This is a genomic window from Chitinophaga sp. 01L420 (assembly GCF_056399985.1).
The window spans coordinates 41,198-62,698 of sequence record NZ_JBFTSK010000037.1; the positions used below are offsets into that span (position 1 = coordinate 41,198).

General features: G+C 46.6%; 21 protein-coding genes. 5 read left to right on the top strand and 16 right to left on the bottom strand.

All coding sequences use genetic code 11. From position 1 onward, the window contains the following. Positions 1 to 9 precede the first annotated feature (9 nt). The 13 genes from AC1DP6_RS26830 to AC1DP6_RS26890 form a co-directional block, all read right to left on the bottom strand. Positions 10 to 1,149, bottom strand: a complete 1,140-nt coding sequence (locus tag AC1DP6_RS26830) for a VWA domain-containing protein (RefSeq protein WP_477057611.1) — start codon at positions 1,147 to 1,149, stop codon at positions 10 to 12. After that, the gene (locus AC1DP6_RS26835) at positions 1,139 to 3,517 is read right to left on the bottom strand and encodes a DUF5682 family protein (protein WP_477057612.1); all 2,379 of its coding nucleotides are present in this window, start codon (positions 3,515 to 3,517) and stop codon (positions 1,139 to 1,141) included. The genes AC1DP6_RS26830 and AC1DP6_RS26835 overlap by 11 nt, the downstream gene beginning before the upstream one ends. Before the next feature lie 268 nt (positions 3,518 to 3,785). After that, positions 3,786 to 4,865: an ATP-binding protein gene (locus AC1DP6_RS26840; protein WP_441575884.1), complete on the bottom strand. Its 1,080-nt coding sequence runs from the start codon at positions 4,863 to 4,865 to the stop codon at positions 3,786 to 3,788. 69 nt (positions 4,866 to 4,934) lie between these two features. Beyond that, on the bottom strand, positions 4,935 to 6,398 hold the full coding sequence (locus tag AC1DP6_RS26845) for a DUF5691 domain-containing protein (RefSeq protein WP_477057613.1): 1,464 nt from the start codon (positions 6,396 to 6,398) through the stop codon (positions 4,935 to 4,937). Beyond that, on the bottom strand, positions 6,398 to 7,711 hold the full coding sequence (locus tag AC1DP6_RS26850; RefSeq protein ID WP_477057614.1) for an SWIM zinc finger family protein: 1,314 nt from the start codon (positions 7,709 to 7,711) through the stop codon (positions 6,398 to 6,400). The genes AC1DP6_RS26845 and AC1DP6_RS26850 overlap by 1 nt, the downstream gene beginning before the upstream one ends. Positions 7,712 to 7,826: 115 nt before the next feature. Continuing rightward, positions 7,827 to 8,138 (bottom strand): iron-sulfur cluster assembly protein, encoded by a 312-nt coding sequence (locus tag AC1DP6_RS26855; protein WP_441575887.1) that lies wholly within the window; start codon positions 8,136 to 8,138, stop codon positions 7,827 to 7,829. Beyond that, positions 8,135 to 8,563 (bottom strand): SufE family protein, encoded by a 429-nt coding sequence (locus tag AC1DP6_RS26860; protein WP_441575888.1) that lies wholly within the window; start codon positions 8,561 to 8,563, stop codon positions 8,135 to 8,137. Before AC1DP6_RS26860 ends, AC1DP6_RS26855 begins: the two co-directional genes overlap by 4 nt. A 10-nt stretch (positions 8,564 to 8,573) precedes the next feature. Next, positions 8,574 to 9,821, bottom strand: a complete 1,248-nt coding sequence (locus AC1DP6_RS26865; RefSeq protein WP_477057615.1) for an aminotransferase class V-fold PLP-dependent enzyme — start codon at positions 9,819 to 9,821, stop codon at positions 8,574 to 8,576. A 7-nt stretch (positions 9,822 to 9,828) separates the two neighbouring features. Then, positions 9,829 to 11,148 (bottom strand): Fe-S cluster assembly protein SufD, encoded by a 1,320-nt coding sequence (gene sufD, locus AC1DP6_RS26870; protein ID WP_477057616.1) that lies wholly within the window; start codon positions 11,146 to 11,148, stop codon positions 9,829 to 9,831. Positions 11,149 to 11,156: 8 nt separating this feature from the next. Continuing rightward, positions 11,157 to 11,921 carry a Fe-S cluster assembly ATPase SufC gene (sufC, locus tag AC1DP6_RS26875; protein ID WP_477057617.1) on the bottom strand — a complete coding sequence of 255 codons (765 nt, stop codon included), beginning with the start codon at positions 11,919 to 11,921 and terminating at the stop codon, positions 11,157 to 11,159. A 41-nt stretch (positions 11,922 to 11,962) separates the two neighbouring features. After that, entirely contained in the window at positions 11,963 to 13,408 is a 1,446-nt protein-coding gene (gene sufB / locus AC1DP6_RS26880) for a Fe-S cluster assembly protein SufB (RefSeq protein ID WP_441575891.1), read from the bottom strand. 13 nt (positions 13,409 to 13,421) lie between these two features. Continuing rightward, positions 13,422 to 13,748 carry a HesB/IscA family protein gene (locus tag AC1DP6_RS26885; RefSeq protein ID WP_133808162.1) on the bottom strand — a complete coding sequence of 109 codons (327 nt, stop codon included), beginning with the start codon at positions 13,746 to 13,748 and terminating at the stop codon, positions 13,422 to 13,424. Between the two features lie 54 nt (positions 13,749 to 13,802). Then, positions 13,803 to 14,372, bottom strand: a complete 570-nt coding sequence (locus AC1DP6_RS26890) for an NADPH-dependent FMN reductase (protein WP_477057618.1) — start codon at positions 14,370 to 14,372, stop codon at positions 13,803 to 13,805. A 138-nt stretch (positions 14,373 to 14,510) separates the two neighbouring features. On the opposite strand from AC1DP6_RS26890, the gene AC1DP6_RS26895 reads away from it, so the two are divergent. Beyond that, on the top strand, positions 14,511 to 15,152 hold the full coding sequence (locus AC1DP6_RS26895) for a helix-turn-helix transcriptional regulator (protein ID WP_477057619.1): 642 nt from the start codon (positions 14,511 to 14,513) through the stop codon (positions 15,150 to 15,152). A gap of 4 nt (positions 15,153 to 15,156) precedes the next feature. Here the strand turns inward: AC1DP6_RS26895 and AC1DP6_RS26900 are convergent, their stop codons facing one another. From AC1DP6_RS26900 to AC1DP6_RS26910, 3 genes are all read right to left on the bottom strand, one after another. Further along, positions 15,157 to 15,573, bottom strand: coding sequence for an EamA family transporter (locus AC1DP6_RS26900; RefSeq protein WP_477057620.1), 417 nt, complete (start codon positions 15,571 to 15,573; stop codon positions 15,157 to 15,159). An 83-nt stretch (positions 15,574 to 15,656) separates the two neighbouring features. Further along, positions 15,657 to 16,160, bottom strand: a complete 504-nt coding sequence (locus tag AC1DP6_RS26905; protein WP_477057621.1) for an N-acetyltransferase family protein — start codon at positions 16,158 to 16,160, stop codon at positions 15,657 to 15,659. Between the two features lie 12 nt (positions 16,161 to 16,172). After that, a complete protein-coding gene (locus AC1DP6_RS26910) occupies positions 16,173 to 16,727 on the bottom strand; it encodes a GNAT family N-acetyltransferase (protein ID WP_477057622.1) in 555 nt (184 codons plus the stop codon). 143 nt (positions 16,728 to 16,870) lie between these two features. Between AC1DP6_RS26910 and AC1DP6_RS26915 the strand changes: the two genes are divergently transcribed. From AC1DP6_RS26915 to AC1DP6_RS26930, 4 genes are all read left to right on the top strand, one after another. Further along, positions 16,871 to 17,551, top strand: a complete 681-nt coding sequence (locus AC1DP6_RS26915) for a response regulator transcription factor (RefSeq protein ID WP_477057623.1) — start codon at positions 16,871 to 16,873, stop codon at positions 17,549 to 17,551. 103 nt (positions 17,552 to 17,654) lie between these two features. Continuing rightward, a complete protein-coding gene (locus AC1DP6_RS26920) occupies positions 17,655 to 19,025 on the top strand; it encodes a sensor histidine kinase (RefSeq protein WP_477057624.1) in 1,371 nt (456 codons plus the stop codon). 70 nt (positions 19,026 to 19,095) lie between these two features. Next, on the top strand, positions 19,096 to 20,379 hold the full coding sequence (locus AC1DP6_RS26925) for a TolC family protein (protein ID WP_477057625.1): 1,284 nt from the start codon (positions 19,096 to 19,098) through the stop codon (positions 20,377 to 20,379). Positions 20,380 to 20,393: 14 nt separating this feature from the next. Continuing rightward, positions 20,394 to 21,491, top strand: coding sequence for an efflux RND transporter periplasmic adaptor subunit (locus tag AC1DP6_RS26930; RefSeq protein ID WP_477057626.1), 1,098 nt, complete (start codon positions 20,394 to 20,396; stop codon positions 21,489 to 21,491). Positions 21,492 to 21,501: the final 10 nt, after the last annotated feature.

The window sequence follows — 21,501 nt, forward strand, 5'->3', positions numbered from 1 at the left end:
TAGATTCATTTATTTTTTCAGCACAATATCTTCTTTTGCGGCCCATTGTGCAACATCCTGTTTGCTCAATGCCATGGCCATCATCTCCGGGAATTTATCCGGTGAACAGGCGAATACCGGTATTCCCAGGTTGGCGAGAAACTGCGCATTTTCATGATCGTAGCTTGGTGCGCCATCATCGTTCAGTGCCAGTAATACGATTACCTGCACACCTGCTGCCGCCAGGTCGGTAAAGCGTTTACGCATGTTTTTTTCATCGCCTCCTTCAAAAAGGTCTGTGATCAGTACCAGTACGGTGTCGGTGGGCCTGCTGATGATTTGTCCGCAATATTTCAGTGCGGCATTAATATCAGTGCCACCGCCCAGCTGGACGCCGAACAACAGTTCTACCGGGTCCTGTAATTCTTCCGTAAGATCGGCAACGGCGGTGTCAAAAACAACCATTTGTGTTTTTAAGGCAGGGATAGATGCCATAACCGCTCCGAAGATTCCGGAATATACGACAGAGGTGCCCATAGAGCCGCTCTGGTCCAGGCATAGCACTACTTCTTTGAGAGCCGACCTTTTACGGCCGTACCCAATCAGTGTTTCCGGGATAATAGTTTTGTAGGCAGGTTGATAGTGTTGCAGGTTTTTCTGGATGGTCAGGTGCCAGTTCACTTCGTTGTGGCGGGGGCGCCTGTTGCGCACGCTGCGGTTTAAGCTGCCGCTGATGGCCTGTTGGGTAGGCTGCGACAATTTTTTCAGCAAATCGTCTACCACCTTTCTTACTACCTGCCGAGCTGTGTCTTTGGTTTTTTCCGGAATGACCCGGCTCAATGTCATCAAGGTAGCCACCAGGTGTACATCGGCCTCCACATTTTCCAGCATCTCTTTTTCAAAGAGCATCTGGGTGAGGTTGAGGCGCTTCAATGCATCCTGTTGCATCACCTGTACCACGGAGGAGGGGAAGTAACTGCGGATGTCGCCCAGCCACCGGCTCACATTGGGTGAGGAGGGGCCTAAGCCACCCTGCCGGGTGTTGTCGTACAACGCTTCCAGTGTTTTGTCTACCTGCAGGTCCGTTTTATTCAACGAAAAGGCGGTACCATCATTCTGGGCTCCACCCAGCACGAGCCGCCACCTGCGAACCTGTTCTTCATGCTCCATCTGCTAACAATTTTGAGTCATTCAATCCCAGCATTTGCATCACTACCGGAATACCTCTGGCACCGCGATCATTGTCGATGCCTCCGATGGTAGCGGCTTTTATGCTGGTGCCGCTGCCACCGTTCTTTACTTTGTCGCCCAGTTTTTTTCGTTCCGGGCCGGTAAAGTTAGAAAAGGTGCGGCGTAATAACGGCAATACCTGTATGAAAATATCATTTTCCAGTTGAGAAACCCAGTTATGTACCATTCCCCATAGTTCCTCATCCAGTAGCAGCAAGGTACCGCTGCCTCTCAGGAAGCCTTCCAGCCAGGCGGCTGCCAGCGATGGCGGGTTGGCGATGGACATGGATACACTAAAGGCCTTGCTGAGCGTTTCTCCCATGATCACTTTGGCATCGAACAACAAACGGGTGGCATATCCGGCTATCATGGGGGCTGATTGCTCATTGCGGGATATCACCAATAAGGTTTGCTGCCAGGAGCTGTCGAGATCTTTATCCTGCAACAGGCTGATGGCATCATTCATGGCGTAGAAAAGATCCAGTAATGCCAGTGCTGCATCTTCCGCCACGGAAGTACAGGCAGCCGGTAAACTGATACAGATACGGCCAATCATGCTTTCAGTGATATCATTTACCAGGGCCGCATCCGTTTTACGTACGTTGCCATACCGGCTGATATTTACAAGGGATGGAATGACTTCCATCAGCTGCAATACATCTCCGGAAGCTGCTGCCAGGTTGTTGATGCGATGAATCAGCACTTCCACAATGGCCGGCAGTTCCGCCGGTATAGCTGATTCCAGCATTTTACATACCTGCTGCAGGGTGCTGGTATTTTCGGCGCTATGAGTCACATAGCGGGTGGTAGCTTCCGCTACCGTATTTCCCCAGCTGCCTTTTTCGATGATGTCTATTGAAAAAGCAGGGTCCCATTGCAGTCGCCACTGCTCCTTAAAAGTACCTTTACCTGCTATCTCGGCACGTTTGCCCCAATAGATCTCCAGTAACTGCAACCGATGCAGGAAGATACTTCTTTCCAGGTCGGTGTCCTTGCGCAAATCCAGTACATAGTCTTTGAAATCTGCTGTCTGTGGTAACCGCAGTTTCTTCTGCCATTTGGCAATATCTGTTTGCAGTGGTGGAGTGGGAACCTCTACAGGCACTTTCCCGATGCGGTTGCGTACAATGAGTTCATCCCGTATAAGCTGCATGAGGATACTCTCTCCGTTACACAATACACTGAGGGTGGCTTCATTCAGCTCTTCCAGTCCGGGGCGGGAATAATGCCGGAGCGATGCCAGGGAGTTGGCTAATCGTACCGCTTCCATCACATGTGCTACAGAGGTATCCTGTTGTTGTTCCCTGAAAAGTTTTGCTACCAGCGCCATCCAGCGGGTGCCATCATCGCTGGGGTATTCCCAGATATGGTCATACCATCCCGGTGAGGGAATGCCGGCGCCATAACCGCTCTCGTAACTTAAACGGCTATACGTCCATGGAATCCAGGTGCATTCCACTTTTGCTTTAGGCAATCCTTTCAGGAGGTCGTTGTCTTCTTTTTGTTTGGGCATGTTTTGCAGTGCTGGTGCATGCCAGGCGCCACATATCACAGCAATCCGCTGGAACATTTCCTTTTCAGCCAAACGGATGCACTTGCGCATCCATGCTTCCCGGAGTTGTTCCCGGTGATCTTCTCTCCGGGGTAATTCTTCCCGGAGGGCCTGCATGGCATCGTTCACCGCTTCAAACACGGATGCCTGTTCCAGGCGGTATTCAAACATATGTTCCCACCATCTTTCTCCGTCATCATAACCGGCCGCCGCGGCCAGGTGCGAAATAGGATCACGCTGAGGGACAAACGAAGTTTCGGGTGCTTCGGTAAAAACTTCTTCGTTGTTATTGCGCGCATTGTTATGGTAGCGGGAAGTAGTGCGGAGGGATACATTATTTAATGTAACGAGGGGAGTATCCGTTGTATCGCCGTTAGGAACTTCACCCGGTCCTTCTCCTGCTGCCTTCTCTGCTGCTTTTGCCACAGCCTCATTTTCCATTCCGAATACATGTGCCAATGGAAGATCCATGAAGCGGGCATGTATGCGATGTTGCTTTGCATATAACATGGCCTGCCACTCCGGCGAAAAGGCCGCGAACGGATAGAAGCAGGCTTTCTGCGGACTATCTGGCTGATAGGCAAGGATGGCTACCGGAGGCTGCAAATCCTCATGGCCTGCCCATTGCAGTAAAGTATCTRCTTCCGGTGGTCCTTCTATCAGCACAATATCCGGTTGCAGCTCTTCCAGAAAAGCTTTTACATTCCTGGCAGAACCAGGTCCGTGATGCCGGATACCTAAAATATGTACAGACATATGTAGCGCTTAATCGTAAAATAAACTTGTTTTCTGAGGTTGCTATCTTCAGAAGTTAGATAATTTCAAACTGCTGGTTATCAATTGATATGAAATAGTTAGTTGGTAATAAACAATAAATAGAAACGACTAATTTATGCTGCAGCAGCTTATCCGTCTGCATCATCTTCATTTCTATCTCCATCATTCGTCAATGGTTATTTATTTCGTCATCATCCACTCATGATGAATACATTTTCCAACCCTTCCAGATACCAACCTTTACCCGCTAAACTAAATCCCTGCAGGCCCGGTACACATCTTTCCAGTCTTCCCGGGTTTTCACTACCGTTTCCAGGTATTCCTGCCATACCAGTTTATCCTGCACCGGATCTTTCACCACCGCACCGATAATACCGGCAGCCAGATCAGCTGCATTCAGTCTTCCATCACCAAAATAAGCAGCCAGGGCTAACCCATTGTTAACCACGGAAATAGCTTCTGCTGTACTCAACGTGCTACCAGGAGATTTTAGTTTTGTTTTACCATCCAGGGTCACACCATTGCGCAGTTCGCGGAAGATGGTAACGATGCGGCGGATTTCTTCCAGCGCAGGTTTTTCTGCCGGGAGTTCCATCACTTTCTCGAAGCTTTCCACCCGTCTTCTTACGATATCAATTTCTTCTTCCATAGAATCAGGTACTGGCAGTATAACGGTATTGAACCTACGTTTTAATGCGCTGGATAATTCGTTCACCCCTTTGTCACGATTGTTGGCTGTGGCGATCACATTGAATCCTTTAGTAGCCTGTACTTCTGTATTCAGTTCCGGGATAGGCAGGGTTTTTTCAGACAGAATGGTAATCAGGGTATCCTGCACATCGGCGCCTATACGGGTCAACTCTTCTATTCTGACTACTTTACCATCCTGCATGGCCCGCATCACCGGCGTTTCCACCAATGCATTTTTAGACGGTCCTTCTGCGAGGAGGCGGGCATAGTTCCAGCCGTAGCGGATACTTTCTTCACTGGTACCGGCGGTACCCTGTATGATCATGGTAGAATCACCGCTGATGCCGGCTGCCAGGTGTTCACTCACCCAGCTTTTGGCGGTACCGGGCAAACCATATAACAACAGCGCGCGATCTGTTGCCAGGGTAGCCACGGCAATTTCCATCAGGCGTCTGCTGCCAATATATTTAGGCGTTACTTCAAAACCATTTTTCAGTTTGCCGCCTATCAGGTAGGTGACTACCGACTGGGGAGATAACAACCAGTTATGCGGGCGCTTTTCGGAGTCCTGCTTTTTCAGTTCTTCCAGCTCTTCTGCAAAAAGCTGTTCGGCATGATAACGTAAAATGTCTGACATGGGAGCTGTTAGTTTTTAGCTGTTAGCTGTTGGGTGCTTGTTGTTGGCCCAAGGCTATTGCGGTGAATATTATTTGTTGAAACTTCCGGGTAGCTGGCTTTTAGCCTGTAAGAGCCGGCCCAGGTGAACTTTTATATTATTCCAGTAGCCTACATGATAAGATTCCGTTGGCACAATATCATCGAGCGTAGCAGTGATGGCTACGGGTATCTGGCGGATCACGTTATTCATGAACAGCTGGTTATAGGTATAAGGTTGTGTGGCCGCATACCGCATTATCCTGGTACATAAAGGCACACTCCATTCCTCGGGGTTGTTGCTGGCATATTTGATGATCGTTTCCGGGTGTTCATCAAAGAATTTCTCGCTGAATTGCTGTTGCTGATCTGTTGGCAGCATCGGAATGATATCAATATAGAATGTTTCACTGTATTGCATAAACGTAGTGGCCCGTTGCCGGTCCTCAAACCAGGTAATGGCTTGTACCAGTGCCGGTACGAAGGGTTGCAGTGTTTCGTATTGCCCGAACAGCCTCATTACTTCTGCGGTAGACCGCCCGAAATGGGTTTCCCAGCGGGAGGGATGTACCATGCTGATTAACTGATAGAGGATATGTGTTTCGTCTGATACCTTTTTATTATTGCTGAGTTTTTCGATACCACTCTGAAAAATGCGGTCGTCTTTAAAGTCCGGCAGGGCTATCACTACATGACCATCATCCTGCAGCTGTATTGCTCCGGCTAATACCTGCCAGTATTGCTCATGCAGGGAAGAACCGGGTAATTTTTTCAGCAGGCGGATGACGGTTTCTTTAACCTGCTTGCTTTTTTCGCTTAGCAAAGATTCCAGCCATTCAATGTCTGTTTCATGGGGTGGTTGTTCCAGCACAGTCAGCAACTCAGTTTTTACAGTGGCGCTTTCTTTGGACCAGGTTTGCTCCAGCCAGGTGCGGGCCATAACGGGATCGGTTGCACGTAATTCTTTCAGTGCTTCTACCCGTTGCGCGGTAGCGCCATTTTCCCATCTTTCTTCCAGTGTTTCTGCCACCCGGGAAAAGTTCCAGTCGGGGTTAAATTGCCCCAGCCATTCTGCGCGATGCCCCCCGGCAGCAGCAGTGAGTACCCGCAGTGATTTATTGCGCCATGCTTTGTCCAGCATCACCGGCAACTGCGCAGGAGGCAGCAACAGGTTTGCTTTGGTGCAGTATTCCAGCCATAGTTGCAGCAGTTGTATGCTATCTGTTTCCAGCACCGGTTGCAATACGCGGATAGCTGCAGGTGGACAATAGGATTTGGTTTCAGCAGCACAAACGGCTATCGGTTGAATGGCGGCAGTCACCGGTTGGGTACCACTTTGCCGGTAATTATAGACAACGGACGCCAGTTGCAGGAACTGCTCTTCTTTATCGGCGGATGCGTTGCCGAGGATTTGCTCTGCTGCCTCCTGCAGCGGACCATTCAGGCCCTGGCTGTCGGCCTGCTTTTTGGCGGTGCCCAGCAGGGCAGTATTGATGATATTATTCCAGCGCTCCATTATAATATTTTGTATTCATGTTCATGCCATACCCCGATTGGTTCATACTGCATTTCCCGGCCGGTAACAGCCATATGCAGCGGGGTACCTCCGCTAAGCGCCAGTAGTTTCCAGATATGTGGGAACCCTTTTTTTACCGGCATCAGTTGCTGCCGGCTATCCTGCAGCCACCATTGTTCCTGGTGCCATACCGGGGTGAGACCCGCAATCGTATATACCTGGTCGTTATACACTGGTAGTACGGCGCTGATATCAGTTTGGGCAGATACCACTTCCTCCCATCCGGCAAAACCACTGAAGGTATGATCCGGGGGAACTGTCATTTGTTGTTTGATAATGGCCCGGAGTGGTGCAGCAGAGGGATAGTATACCAGTTCTGCCTGGATGGTGGTGCCGGGAGTAATAGGATTGGCGATGGTGCTCTGGCCGCGTACAAAAAACTGCAGTATCAGTGCACGGTGCTGTGTCCGGATGCCGTATAGCCAATACCGTTCTACCACGAGACGGTCTTCTTCTGTGGTTTGTTTGCCCAGTACCCGCCAGGTGTCTGTAACACCGGTTTGTTCTTTCAGTTCTTCCTGCGCCTGTGCAAAACCAATCAGGCTGCGAACATCCTGCTGTAATGTTTCCGGTAGCTGGTCGAGGTGCTGATAGCCCTGAATCACCAGGTAGATGCGTATCAGCTGGTTCATGAAAATGGTTTGCCAACCTTCATGGAAGTAGCTGATATCTGCTAGTTCGCGCATCATGGCAGCCAGGCCGGGGGCCTGGGCATCCACCATACGGCGAATCATATTTTCAAAGAAGGAAGGATCTTTTTCAGGCAGGTCCATGATACCGTTGCGTACCAGGTCTTTTATCCAGCGCAGTAGTTCCGCAGTACCATCGCTGACTTTCTGCTGCCTGGCCTGTTGTCTTTTAGCCTGGGCGGTGGTGTCTACCTGTTTTTCAGGTGCGCTGGCGGCTACGGCTTTTTTTTCTTCTCTTTCGGCACGTTTGGCTAACCATTCGCTGACCCAGGCCGGAGGTGTTTGTTCCGCAAAGGAGTCGGGCTGCCTGGAATACTGCAGTAATAGTCCCAATCCATGTTTGCAGGGAAACTTACGACTGGGGCAACTGCATTTGAATGCCATGTTGCCGGTATCTATTTGTGTCTGGTATGGTTTGCTGCCGCTACCCTGGCATTCTCCCCATAACGCATTATCGCCAACGCCTCTACTGACCCATTTGGCTGGGTTGGCCAGGTCTTTCCCGGATTTACGGGAAGAGTCATCAGGCGCCATAGCAAGCACTTGTTCGTCGGATAGGTTCAATGGATTAACGATTTAAGGCACAAAGTAAATAATTCCATAAAATAAAAAACCAAATATCAAATAACACTACGCAGTGTATTTGGTATTTGGTTCAATATCTGGTATTTTTTATTGCTTAAAGAAAGCCCAGTTCCAGCTTTGCTTCTTCACTCATCATTTCTTTAGTCCAGGGTGGATCAAAAGTAAGGTGTACATCTACGTCAGAAACGCCTTCTATATTTCTTACTTTTTCATCTACTTCGCGGATAATATCTCCTGCTACCGGGCAACCGGGCGCGGTAAGGGTCATATCGATACCAATCCGGTTATTTTCCTTGATCTTGATTTCGTATACCAGCCCGAGTTCCATGATGTTCACCGGAATTTCCGGATCAAACACGGTTCTCAGCTGTGCTTCTATCAGTTCTCTTAATGTTGCTTCACTCATTGCTGGTTAATTTTTGCCTGGTAAGCGATGGAATACAGCTTCATTTGTTTCAGCATACTCAGTAACCCGTTGGAACGGGTAGGGGAGAGATGGCTGCTCAAACCAATGGCGTCAATGAAATAGATATCTGCTGCTGCAATGTCCTTTGGCGTATGCCCGGAAAGTACATAAATCATCAGGCTGACCAGTCCTTTGGTGATAACTGCATCACTGTCGCCGGTAAAAAACAATTTCCCGTCTTTCAGTTCTGTATGCAGCCACACACGTGATTGACAGCCTTTGATCAGGTTGTCCGGTGTTTTAAATTCTTCTGCAATGAGTGGTAATTCCTTACCTAACTGGATGATATATTCATATTTATCTTCCCAGCTGCCCATCATCGAAAAATCCGATACTATTTCTTCCTGTATTTCCTGAATCGTCATATTCACCTGTTTACAAAAGCATGGAGGCGGCTCTTTTAATGCCGGCTACCAGTTTGTCTATTTCTTCCCTGGTATTATAAAAAGAGAGTGATGCACGAACGGTACCGGGGATCTTAAAGAGATCCATCAGCGGTTCGGTGCAGTGATGCCCTGTTCTTACAGCGATACCTTGCTGATCCAACAGTTCGCCCATGTCAAACGGGTGAATGTTGTGTACCAGAAAGGAAATCGCACCACTTCTGTTGGCAGCATCCCCGATAAAGCGGATACCATCGATCTTACGTAGTTCCTGCATCGCATATTCCATCAGTTCTTCTTCCCACTGCTGGATGTTGGAGATGCCGGTCTTTTGTAAATATTCAATGGCAGTACCCAGCGCAATGGCGCCGGCAATATTAGGGGTACCGGCTTCGAATTTATACGGTAATTCGTTATAGATCGTTTTCTCGAAAGTGACGGTCTTGATCATATCGCCACCACCCTGGTAAGGGGGCAGTTTATCCAGCCATTCCTTTTTGCCATACAGCACACCGGTGCCGGTAGGTGCATAAATTTTATGGCCGGAAAATGCGAGGAAGTCTACGTCCAGGGCCTGTACATCAATACTGATATGTTGAATGGCCTGTGCGGCATCCAGCAGGACCGGTATATTTCGTGCATGCGCCAGTGCGATGATATCCTGTACGGGATTCACGGTGCCCATCGTATTGGAAACGTAGGTAACGGCTACCATTTTCACGGTGTCGTCCAGCATGGCTTCGTAGGCATCCATCAGCAGTTCACCGCGCTCATTGATAGGGATTACCTTCAGTGTGGCGCCGTTTTCTTCGCAAACAATCTGCCAGGGCACTATATTACTATGGTGTTCCATGGAAGAAATGATCACGCTGTCGCCTGCCTTCAGGAAACGACGGCCCATGGTATTGGCTACCAGGTTGATACCGTCTGTAGTGCCTTTGGTAAAGATGACTTCGTGGGGATCTGCTGCGTTGATAAAGCCGGCTACGGTGATACGGGCTTTCTCGTATGCATTCGTTGCTACCTGGCTCAGGTGGTGTACACCCCGGTGCACATTGCTGTTATATTCTTCATAGTAGCGGGCTTCCGCTGCTATTACTACCTGCGGCTTCTGCGTGGTTGCTCCGTTGTCGAGGTATACCAGCTGTTTGCCATGTACCTGTTGCTGCAGAATAGGAAAATCCTTTCTGATCTGCGTTACATCCAGGCCGGCGGTCACTATGTTAGCAATATGTTCCATCGTAATTTTAGTTATTCATGATCTCCGCAATCTGCTCCTGCAGGTAATGTTGCAGGGCTGGTACCTTTATGGCATCTGTAATGTCATGAGAGAAAGCATTTACCATCAGTGCTTTTGCCGCATCTTCACCTATGCCACGGGAGCGCAGGTAAAACATGGACTCTTCGCTGAACTGACCGGCAGTAAAACCATGGCTGCATTTTACATCATCGGCATATATTTCCAGCTGTGGCTGTGAGTTAATATCTGCTTTGTTGCCCAGCAGCAGGTTATTGTTCTGCTGGAATGCATTTGTTTTCTGCGCTTCCTGGTGTACCAGGATTTTACCGGTGAATACGCCATTGGCATTATCCAGCAGTACGCCTTTGTACAGCTCATTACTGTTACAGTCAGGCATGATATGATCCATGAAAGTATGGTTATCTACATGCTGATGTTTGCTGGCAATATATAAACCGTTCAGATTAGTTTCGGTATGGCTGCCATTCAGTGCCACGCTCAGGTTATTACGGGTGAACGGGGTATTGGGCAGTGTGAAATTAAAATGATGATAACGGCTGTCTTTATGTTGCTGTGCAGCAGTGGTATGTACTTCGCGGAAGCTTTCTTCTCCCTGTTGTACATTATAATGCCACAGTTCTGCATTTTCCAGTATCACGGTTTCCAGTACACTGTTGGCAAAAGCCACGGTAGTGGTTTCCGGATGAACGGAGCTTTCGATAATCGTAGCGGCAGCGCTTCTGTTCAGTACCCATAAATGACGGGGCTGAATAACAGCGTGCGCTGTGCAGGAATATACGTGTACTATGTGTACAGGTTTGTCCAGTATGGTATTGGCAGCCAGTTCTATATACAAACCATCTGCGAAGAGGGCAGTATTTAACTGGGCCATTGATTCGCCGGCCAGGTGTTGCTGTTCGTTGAAATACGTAACAAAACCAGGGGCAGTGGTGTTTGCGCTCATTGCGCCCACCGTGATGCCTTTACCTTCGGGCAGGGTAGACTGATCTGCCTGCAGGTGGCCGTTTACCAGTACTATACGGTAGCAATCCAGCTCAGGAATTGCTTTGCTTTCTGCTACTGCAGCGGAAACCGGTGTAGCAGTGGTCAGCAATTCATATGGAAATTCTTTCAGATAGCGCTGAATATTCGTGTAGCGCCATGCTTCTGTTTTCAGCGTAGGAAGTCCTGTTGCTGTGAAGCGCTCCAGCGCCTTGCGGCGGATGTCGTGCAGTGCTGCAGTAGCAGGGGTGGATACCTGTGCTGACAGTGCATTTACATCTTCCGTTAACGCCTGGTAAAATGGCAATATCATATCGCTTGTCATAATTCGTTTTATACAGATTCTTTCAAATGTAATTCCTCTTTCAGCCAGTCGTATCCTCTTTCTTCGAGTTCCAGTGCCAGTTCTTTGGTACCGGTCTTGATGATACGGCCATTGTATAATACATGCACAAAGTCAGGTATGATATACTCCAGCAGGCGTTGATAGTGAGTAATCACTACGAAGGATTTCTCTGTATCACGTAATTTGTTTACACCATTTGAAACAATACGCAGTGCATCGATGTCTAATCCGGAATCTGTTTCATCCAATATTGCCAGCTGCGGATCCAGCATAGCCAGTTGGAAAATTTCGTTACGTTTCTTTTCACCACCGCTGAATCCTTCGTTCAGAGAACGGTTCATCAGGTTGGAATGGAAATCTACCAGTTGTTGTTTTTCTTTGGTCAGCTTCAGGAACTCTCTTGCTTCGAGGGCGGGGAGGCCTTTATACGCCCTGATTTCATTCAGTGCGGTTTTCATGAAGTTGAGGTTAGAAACACCTGGTATTTCTACAGGGTATTGAAAAGCCAGGAATACACCTTCACGGGCGCGATCTTCCGGAGCCATATCCAGCAGATTTTTGCCGTTGAACCATACCTCACCTTCGGTGACAGTATAGTTATCACGACCCGCCAAAACAGAAGCCAATGAGCTTTTGCCGGAACCGTTAGGTCCCATGATAGCGTGCATTTCTCCTTTGTTTATTTCGAGATTAATGCCTTTCAGAATTTTTTTCCCTTCTACTTCTGCGTGCAGATTTTTAATCGTCAGCATGTTTGTTTTTTTCGTTCTGTATGTATTAGTTGAATAATGAATTATCCAACGCTTCCTTCAAGTGTAATAGATAATAATTTCTGTGCTTCCACTGCAAATTCCATTGGCAGCTGGTTCAGTACTTCTTTCACATAACCGTTTACGATCAGGGCTACTGCTTTCTCACTGTCGATACCACGTTGATTCAGGTAGAAGATCTGATCTTCTCCGATCTTGGAAGTGGTAGCTTCATGTTCGATCATCGCTGTTTTGTTCCTGGATTCGATATACGGGAACGTGTGAGATCCGCATTGGTTACCGATCAGCAGGGAGTCGCACTGAGTGAAATTGCGGGCATTGTCTGCACGGGGACCAACGGATACCAGTCCGCGGTAACTGTTGTCGCCACGACCGGCAGAAATACCTTTGGAAATGATGCGGCTTTTGGTGCCTTTTCCGATATGGTGAATTTTGGTACCAGTATCAGCAATCTGTTTGTTACGGACTACTGCTACAGAATAAAATTCGCCTTCGGAATAATCACCCTGCAGAATTACGCTGGGATATTTCCAGGTAATAGCAGAACCGGTTTCCACCTGTGTCCAGGAGATTTTGCTGGAAGTACCTTTGCAGATACCTCTTTTGGTCACGAAATTATAGATACCACCTTTACCGTCTTTATCACCGGGATACCAGTTTTGTACGGTAGAATATTTTATTTCAGCCTGTTCCATGGCTACCAGTTCCACTACCGCCGCATGCAGTTGATTTTCATCACGCATAGGCGCCGTGCAACCTTCCAGGTAACTTACATAACTGTTGTCGTCTGCAATGATCAGGGTACGTTCAAACTGTCCGGTGTTCTGCGCATTGATACGGAAGTAAGTGCTCAGCTCCATCGGGCAACGAACGCCTTTCGGAATGTATACGAAAGAACCATCGGAGAATACCGCAGCGTTGAGTGCAGCAAAAATATTGTCCGTATGAGGCACCACACTACCCAGGTATTTTTTTACCAGGTCAGGATGTTCCTGCACCGCTTCACCGAAAGAGCAGAAAATTACGCCCATTTCTTTCAGCTTACCTTTGAAGGTGGTTGCCACAGAAACGCTGTCAAATACAGCATCTACTGCTACACCGGTCAGTGCTTTCTGTTCGTTCAGGGGAATACCCAGTTTTGCGAAAGTCGCCAGCAGTTCAGGATCTACTTCATCCAGGCTGTTGAGCGTTATTTTCTTTTTTGGCGCTGCATAATAAGAAAGTGCCTGCAGATCAAGCTTAGGCATTTCAAAATGCTGCCATTTAGGGAATTCCATTTTCTTAAATGCGGCAAATCCTTTCAGGCGCCACTCCAGCAGCCATTCAGGTTCATTCTTCTTCGCCGAAATAAAACGGATGATATCTTCATTCAGCCCGGGAGGAGCTATATCCATTTCAATATCGGTGCTAAAGCCAAACTCATACTCCTTATTGGCTATATCATCAATTATTTCGTTACTGTTGATCATACAAGTTTAAAATTTATACCCCGAAGCTTTCGCCGCAGCTACAGGTTCTGGTTGCGTTAGGATTGTTAAAGAAAAGGCCTTTGCCATTCAGTCCATCGGAAAAGTCCAACTCTGTACCATACAGGTACAACAGGCTTTTCATCTGTACCACTACTTTAATGCCTTTATCTTCAAATATCTGGTCGCCTTCCTCTTCTGTTGCTTCAAATTTCATCACATATTCGAGGCCTGAGCAGCCACCACCTTTTACGCCTACACGTACAAAGGTACCCGGCGCATGATGTTCTCTTTCCATCAGCGCTTTGATATATTCTCCTGCTTTTTCTGAAACGGTTATCATACTCAGAATTTGTTTTGATTAGCTATCACCGGTTTCCCGGTGTGTTTCCACGATTTATCCTTCAATACCTGCTACCACATGCGATTTTGCCGCACACAGTAACTGCACCATCGTATCCAGTTTGTTTTTATAAAACGCAGTCAACCCGCGGGTTTGCGGGTCATACAGGTTATCTTTTAAAATAGGCAGGGAATATGGTAATACCCATGCTCTTAAGGCCTTAGCCACTGCATCCATCGCATTAATACCCTGCATGGCCTGTGTGCCGTCTGCCCAGGAGAGCAAAGCTACAACCTTTCCTGTTAAATAAGGACGCTGGTTCTTACTGGTCATTTCCAGCCAGTCCAGGCAGTTTTTCATAGCACCTGTCATGCTGCCATGATATAATGGTGTCATCCATATATGAAGATCGGCCTTGCAAAACGCTGCACACATCGCCTCTACTGCGGGCGGCTTAAGCCCCGCTTCCTGTTGGGAAAAGAAGGGGATCTGTGTGTTACCCAGACTAAATATCTCAGGCGAAAACCCTTTTTCCTGTAATTTCTCCGTCAGATACACCGCCAACTGGTTAGAAGTGGCATAAGGACGGTCATCTATAGCACCATTAAATATCAGGACGTTCATTAATATCTAATATTTAGAGATTTAAGTGATTATGAGATTATGTTCTGATGGACTACCGCTCACAATCATCAAAATCCCAAAATCTTTTTTTTAGCTTTCACAAAAATACCGATATTTGATAATAAAACAAGTAATAACTTGGAAAATTATCCAATACGAACCAAGAATGCTGCCGAACGGTTTTTGACATTGCTCAAGACCCGGGGACCGCTGTCTGCAGCCGAACTGGCGAGTGAATTGGGTATTACGGGAGAAGGCGCCCGGCTTCAGCTGCTTAAACTGGCAGAAGAAGGTTTGGTACACTCCGAAAGCACGTCCAGAGGCGTTGGACGTCCCGTTTTAATCTGGAGCCTCACCCCATTGGGCAATGCCCGTTTCCCGGATACACACACCGAACTCAGCCTGCAATTAATACAGACCATTAAAACTGTTTTAGGCAAGGAAGCGCTCGATAATGTAGTCAACGCAAGAGAAAAAAATCAGCTCGAAAAATACAGCAGCGCCCTGCAGGGTGTAAACGGTATCGAAAACCGGTTGACTTCGTTCGCAGCCATCCGCTCTGGTGAAGGCTACCTGGCAGAATGGAAAAAAGAAGGTGATACCTACTTCTTCATAGAAAATCACTGCCCGATCTGTTGTGCTGCCTCTGAATGCGATAACATTTGTACCTCCGAAATGAGAACATTTGTCAGTATTCTCGGCGAAAAAATGAACGTGTCCCGTATGGAACATATCATCAACGGCGCCCGCCGTTGTGTTTACAAGATCGAAGCAGAATAATCCTTTACTTTAATATCAATACCAGTGTACCGGCAATAATCAACCCGGCACCGATGGCTGTTTTCCAGGTAAGCGCCTCATTCAGAAATACCGCCGCCAATATAATGGTAAGGGCTACACTCAGTTTATCTACCGGCGCTACCTGTGATACCTTTCCGACCTGCAATGCCTTGAAATAAAAAATCCAGGAACAACCCGTTGCCAGTCCGGACAATACCAGGAATAACATACTGTGTTTGGAAATCGCTCCGAAATTTTTGTACTCACCCCTTGCCAGCACAATCGCCCAGGCCATGATCAGGATGATTACGGTCCTGATGGCAGTGGCCAGGTTGGAAGGAATATCCGCTACCCCGATTTTCGCAAAAATAGCGGTGAGCGCCGCAAAACCAGCAGATAATAAAGCGTAAATCCACCACATAGACCTTCTTTTGTTATGAAATTACGAATTACGAATTAAGAATTACGGTGAGTATTCCATTAAGATCTCGTAATTCGTAATTCCTAATTCGTAATTATTTTATATCCCAATATCTTCAGACTTCTTTCCACACCATCGAGTACGGCAATTTCCGGAAGATGTGCCCACTCTTTGAAACCTATGTCAGTAAAGAGTTTCAGGCTGGGTTGATTGTGCGCAAAAATAAATCCGAGCAGGGTTTGCACGCCAAACTGAGGCGCTACTTCAATCGCATGACGCAGTATTTGCTTGCCCAAACCTTTGCCACGGGCAGATTCATCTAAATAAATACTGACTTCTACAGTGCCATTATAAGCAGGGCGGCCATAGAACGACTGAAAGCTCATCCAGCCGACATTGTTCCCTTCCAGATCAATCATCCACAACGGACGCAGGGTAGGGTTGTGTGCATGAAACCAGGACAAACGACTCTCCGGTGTTACCGGACTGGTATCAGCTGTCACCATTCTGCCGGCGATAGTACTGTTATAAATTTCAACGATCCTTGGCAGATCTGATGCTGCTGCATGCCTGAATTCCAAACTCATGGTATATATTAATTAGTAAATAGACTCCCGGGTATGTTCATGCCTTAAAAGGCTGTATAGCTCTGCATTCACAAATTTTCCTTTTTCAAAGAAGGCGTCTCTTAAAAAACCTTCGTAGTGGAAACCCAGCCTGGACAACAGTTTCGAAGACGCAATGTTCTCCGGGTCCACAAAAGCCTCTATCCGGTTAAACTGTAACTCCTCGTAACCGTAAGTGAGCATAACCCCTATTGCTTCTTTCATAATGCCTTTGGCCCAGAAGGCCGGCCGCAGATCGTAACCAATTTCAGCTTTGAAATGGGTTTTGTTGATCTTATGATATCCACAGGTACCAATCAATTCATCTTTTCCTGCCAGGGTAATCGCCCAGCGCATACCTTCCTCATCTTCCAGGCTTTTCCGGAAGAATTGAATAATGTGGGTTGCCTCGCTGATATTTGAAAAAGAATCAATGTCCATATATTTTGTTACCGCATCATCTGAAAAGTGATGGAACAGGGTAGCAGCATCTTTTTCTTCTATAGGWCGCAATACCAGGTTGCCGGTACTTAAAACGGGTAAATGCATAATACTGTTGCCGGTTTAGGTTGAAGCAAAGCTAACAGATATTGGTAAATTGTCCACACCATCTTTGATTTTAATGTGGCTTTAATGAACGCCGGAGTAAACAATCCTACTTTTGCAAAGGTTATTGCTTTTAATTATTAGTTATGAAAATATTGGTGATAGAAGATGAAACCAAGGTAGGCGCCTTTATAAAAAGAGGCCTGGAAGAGCACCACCACCAGGTGGAAGTATGTACCGATGGCATAGCAGGACAACAAGCCGCATTGGAGCAGGATTATGACCTGATCCTGCTGGATATTATGTTACCGGGAATCAATGGGATTACCCTCTGCAAAAATTTGCGTACGCTGGAAGTCAGTTCACCCATTCTGATGTTGACAGCCTTAAATGCTACACAGGACATTGTGGATGGATTAAACGCCGGTGCTGATGATTATCTCGCCAAGCCGTTTCATTTCTCCGAACTGGTAGCCAGAATTCATGCACTCTCCCGCAGAAAAAGCCAGTTTCACCAGGAACAGGCCATTCTTACTTTTGCGGACCTGCAATTGGATACCAACACCAAAACTGCCACCAGGGAAGGGCAGGAGATCACGCTCACTGCAAAAGAATATGCATTGCTAGAGCTGTTGCTTAAAAATACCGGTAAGGTCCTTTCACGTGCACTCATTTCGGAAGCCGTATGGGGACTGGAATTTGATACCGGTACCAATACCATAGATGTATATGTTAACTATCTCCGGAATAAAATAGAAAAAGGCTTTACCGGTGAAAAGCTAATCCATACGGTAGTAGGAATGGGTTATGTAATGAAACAGAAATAAGCTATTAGCAGTTAGCTTTTAGCTATTAGCTTATCATTTGCTTAACAACAGAACAAAACAATAAAACACTGGCTAAAAGCTAATGGCTAAAAGCTAAAAGCTAATGAAAATACGTCATCGTTTATCACTCCAGTTCATGCTCATTTCAGGTATTATACTGACCATCGTTTTCGTACTGATATACCTGTTATCTGCCCAGTATATTCAAAACAGTTTTTATAAACTGTTGCAGATGCGTGCCCTGGTAACTGCCCAGGTATACCTGGAAAAAGATGAACTGACCAAGAAGAAATTCCTCGAAATAGAAAAGAGCTACCGGGAACGGATACCCGATGAATCCTCCAATATATATGATCAGCACAACCAGGGGGTGTTTATAGAAAAAACAAAATACAACTGGCCGGCGTCTATGCTGGAAACTATCCGCCACAGAGAAGTATACCGGTTCCGCTTCCAGGAAGAATCCGGTCTCGGTATTTATTATCCGGACAACCAGGGCAATTTTGTGGTGATTGTGACTGCCCGTAATACCATGGGGATACAACAACTGAATTACCTGATGTGGATATTGATTGTGATGTTCCTGGTAGCGTTACTGATCACCTTTGTGATGGGCCAATGGTATGCCAGCAGGGCACTGGAACCCATTAAAAGCATTAACCGGCAGGTGAAAAATATTCGTTCCAATAACCTGCATATGCGCGTACAACAAGGCCGTAATAAAGATGAAATAGACGAACTGGCCACAAATTTTAATGGGCTGTTGCTGCATATGGAGCAGGCCTTTGATATGCAACGCTCCTTTGTATCCAATGCTTCCCATGAGTTGCGCACGCCACTGACCACTATCATCGGGGAAATAGAAGTGACTCTTCAGAATGAACGCAGCCGCGAAGATTATATCCAAACATTGGGTACCCTACTGGGAGAATCAGAGAAGCTGAAAATTATTACCGATGGGCTGTTACAGCTAACCAGGTTAGATGTTATCCTTACAGATGCCAATTCCGAAATGATCCGGCTGGATGAATTGTTATGGGAAATACAGGAGTTCTGGCAACATAAAACACCCACGGTACGATTGCATGTAAAGTTGAATGATATGCCCGAAGATGCTGCACAACTTTGTATTCGGGGTAATCGTTCCCTGATGATGCTGGCATTGCAGAATATCGTCAGGAACGCTTTCAAATTTTCGTATAACCGTAACGTTGACTGTCAGTTAACTTATACTAAATCCGGGATAACACTGTCTGTAAGCGACCATGGTATTGGTATTGCAGATACAGACCTGGAGAAAATATTTATGCCGCTTTACCGTGCAGACAATGCCCATGCTTTTGATGGATATGGTATTGGGTTATCGATGACACAAAAGATCCTGCAGTTGCACAAGGCAGCGATTACGGTGAGTAGTGTGCCGGGTCAGGGAACCACATTCAATATTTTCTTTCCGCATGTTCAGAAATTCTAATTTTGTTTTAACTTCATTCTAATAGGTAGCTAATAGCCTAATGCCATCTTTGCAACGAAAATTAAGTTGTATGATCATTAGACCAGCATTAAGCGCCTATCTTGTACTGTTCGCCACCCTATTCCGTTTCACGGCATCGGCGCAGATAAAAGACACACTCCGGCTCACGCTTCCGGAAGCAGAACAGCAGCTCCTGCAGAAAAACATTCCGTTACTTACGCAGCGTTACAGCATTGATTCAGCCAGGGCAGGTATCATAACAGCTAAGCTGTATGATAATCCGCAAGTGACGTTTGAGAATGTATTGTACAGTCATACCACAAAGAAATGGTTTGACTTTTCCTACGAAGGACAAAATTCCCTGCAGGTAGAGCAGCTTGTCAAACTGGCGGGTAAACGCAATAAGGCCGTGAAGCTGGCCCAGAGCGGTGTTAGAATGAGTGAGTACCAGTTTTATGATATTCTCCGGACGCTACGCTTTTCACTCCATGATAATTTTTATGACCTCTATTATAAGCAACGCTCATTGCAAACATTTGCCAGCCAGATTGCTTTTCTGCAAACCGTTGTAACGGTATTTACCGCACAAAAGGAATTAGGCAATATAGCACCTAAAGAAATTATCCGGATAAAATCCATGCTCTATGACCTGCAGCATGATCACCTGGCGTTGCAACAGGATATACAACAAACACAATCCGATCTGGCCCTGCTGATCAGAGTTGCTCCCGGTACCATTATACAGCCGCAGTTGCGGGATACTTCGACAGACAAACCCATTGCGCAGCAATATAATTTTCAGTCGCTGCTTGATACCGCCCGGTCAAATCGTTATGATCTGAAAATCGGTCAGGAGACCGTGAATTATAATCACCTGAACCTGCGCTTGCAAAAGTCGATGGCCGTGCCGGATCTTCAGGTGGGATTTTCTTTTGATAAGCAGGGTAATTTTGAGCGTAATTACAATGGGTTGAATGTATCCATGCCATTACCTTTCTTTAACCGCAACCAGGGAAATATAAAAACTGCCAAAGCCCTGCTGGAAAGCAGTAAGCTGCAGTTACAGGGGCAAGAAGATGTACTCGCACATGAAGTAATGAACAGCTTAGAGCAGGCATTGCAAACAGAAAAGTTGCTCCATGAATTCGATCCCGGATTTGAAAACGATTACGGTAGAATGATGAATGAAGTAGAGAAAAATTACCGTCTTCATAATATCGGGTTGCTCGAATTCATTGACCTGTACGATGCTTACAGAAATAATGTACTTAAAATGAACGAACTGAAGTATGACAGGCTGCATGCACTGGAGTCGCTCAATTTTAGTACTGGTGCCCTCATTTTTCATCCCTGATAAATTTCCTGAACATGCAATATTCAATAAAGCACTATATACCTGCAATTGTTATTATTATCTCCATGACTGGCTGCGGTAGTAAGACAGTTCCGGAAGAACCCCGTTCATGGACGCTTTCGGACTCTCTTCTCCGCACGCTGGTAGTGGATACCGCTACCGTAAGGCCAGTAGAAAATGAAATACTGCTCACCGGAAAAATTACGGAGAACGAAGATAAAACAGCCCGTATTTTCCCCATGGTCAGTGGTATTGTAACAGACGTGAAAGTACATTCCGGCGATTTTGTGAAAAAAGGACAAGTACTGGCTATCCTTAAAAGCCCTGAAATGGCTGTGTTTACCGCTGATCAGCGTATATCCGTGAACGATATGCAAACAGCCAAACGCAATATGTATGTTGCGGAATCTTTTTACAAGAGCGGGCTGAACTCACAAAGGGATTATGAAGAAGCCAAAAGCAATTATGATAAAGCCGTAGCAGCACATAATAAATCACAGGCTATTCTGGATATCAACGGGGGCGGTCATCAAACCAACTACGCTGTGAAAGCCCCTGTACCAGGTTTTATCATCAGTAAAAGAGCCGCTGAAAGTATGCAGTGGCGACCAGATAACACAGACCCTATTTTTGTGATTGCCGACCTCAATAATGTATGGGCCATGATCAACATTTTTGAGTCAGACATCGCCAGCATTCATGAAGGAGATCGTGTACAGATGTCTACTTTATCCTATCCCGATAAATCCTTTTCCGGTACAATCGATAAGATTTATAATGTACTGGATCCAGAGAATAAAGTGATGAAAGCGAGGGTGGTGGTGGATAACCCGGGATTCCTGCTGAAGCCTGAAATGTTTGTGCGGGTGAAAGCTAACCGTCATGCAGATAGTAATGTAGTGAGTATTCCATCGAGGGGGATCATTTTTGATCACGATAAATATTATGTACTGGTGCGGGTGAACTCAAAAAGCGGCGTAGAAATAAGGGAAGTGAAAATCGATAAAACCAGCGAAGGACGGGCCTTTATCAATTCCGGCCTGAAAGAAGGCGACCGGGTGATTGCATCCCGGCAGGTATTCATCTATGAAACGCTGAAGGATCAGCAGTAACCGCTAAAGG

What these genes read in the sequence shown, in the direction of transcription:
- AC1DP6_RS26830 (WP_477057611.1), bottom strand. Translation starts at nt 1,149, where the DNA reads ATGGAGCATGAAGAACAGGTTCGCAGGTGGCGGCTCGTGCTGGGTGGA.
- AC1DP6_RS26840 (WP_441575884.1), bottom strand. Translation starts at nt 4,865, where the DNA reads ATGTCAGACATTTTACGTTATCATGCCGAACAGCTTTTTGCAGAAGAG.
- AC1DP6_RS26845 (WP_477057613.1), bottom strand. Translation starts at nt 6,398, where the DNA reads ATGGAGCGCTGGAATAATATCATCAATACTGCCCTGCTGGGCACCGCC.
- AC1DP6_RS26855 (WP_441575887.1), bottom strand. Translation starts at nt 8,138, where the DNA reads ATGAGTGAAGCAACATTAAGAGAACTGATAGAAGCACAGCTGAGAACC.
- AC1DP6_RS26860 (WP_441575888.1), bottom strand. Translation starts at nt 8,563, where the DNA reads ATGACGATTCAGGAAATACAGGAAGAAATAGTATCGGATTTTTCGATG.
- AC1DP6_RS26865 (WP_477057615.1), bottom strand. Translation starts at nt 9,821, where the DNA reads ATGGAACATATTGCTAACATAGTGACCGCCGGCCTGGATGTAACGCAG.
- sufD (WP_477057616.1), bottom strand. Translation starts at nt 11,148, where the DNA reads ATGACAAGCGATATGATATTGCCATTTTACCAGGCGTTAACGGAAGAT.
- sufC (WP_477057617.1), bottom strand. Translation starts at nt 11,921, where the DNA reads ATGCTGACGATTAAAAATCTGCACGCAGAAGTAGAAGGGAAAAAAATT.
- sufB (WP_441575891.1), bottom strand. Translation starts at nt 13,408, where the DNA reads ATGATCAACAGTAACGAAATAATTGATGATATAGCCAATAAGGAGTAT.
- AC1DP6_RS26885 (WP_133808162.1), bottom strand. Translation starts at nt 13,748, where the DNA reads ATGATAACCGTTTCAGAAAAAGCAGGAGAATATATCAAAGCGCTGATG.
- AC1DP6_RS26890 (WP_477057618.1), bottom strand. Translation starts at nt 14,372, where the DNA reads ATGAACGTCCTGATATTTAATGGTGCTATAGATGACCGTCCTTATGCC.
- AC1DP6_RS26900 (WP_477057620.1), bottom strand. Translation starts at nt 15,573, where the DNA reads ATGTGGTGGATTTACGCTTTATTATCTGCTGGTTTTGCGGCGCTCACC.
- AC1DP6_RS26905 (WP_477057621.1), bottom strand. Translation starts at nt 16,160, where the DNA reads ATGAGTTTGGAATTCAGGCATGCAGCAGCATCAGATCTGCCAAGGATC.
- AC1DP6_RS26915 (WP_477057623.1), top strand. Translation starts at nt 16,871, where the DNA reads ATGAAAATATTGGTGATAGAAGATGAAACCAAGGTAGGCGCCTTTATA.
- AC1DP6_RS26920 (WP_477057624.1), top strand. Translation starts at nt 17,655, where the DNA reads ATGAAAATACGTCATCGTTTATCACTCCAGTTCATGCTCATTTCAGGT.
- AC1DP6_RS26925 (WP_477057625.1), top strand. Translation starts at nt 19,096, where the DNA reads ATGATCATTAGACCAGCATTAAGCGCCTATCTTGTACTGTTCGCCACC.
- AC1DP6_RS26930 (WP_477057626.1), top strand. Translation starts at nt 20,394, where the DNA reads ATGCAATATTCAATAAAGCACTATATACCTGCAATTGTTATTATTATC.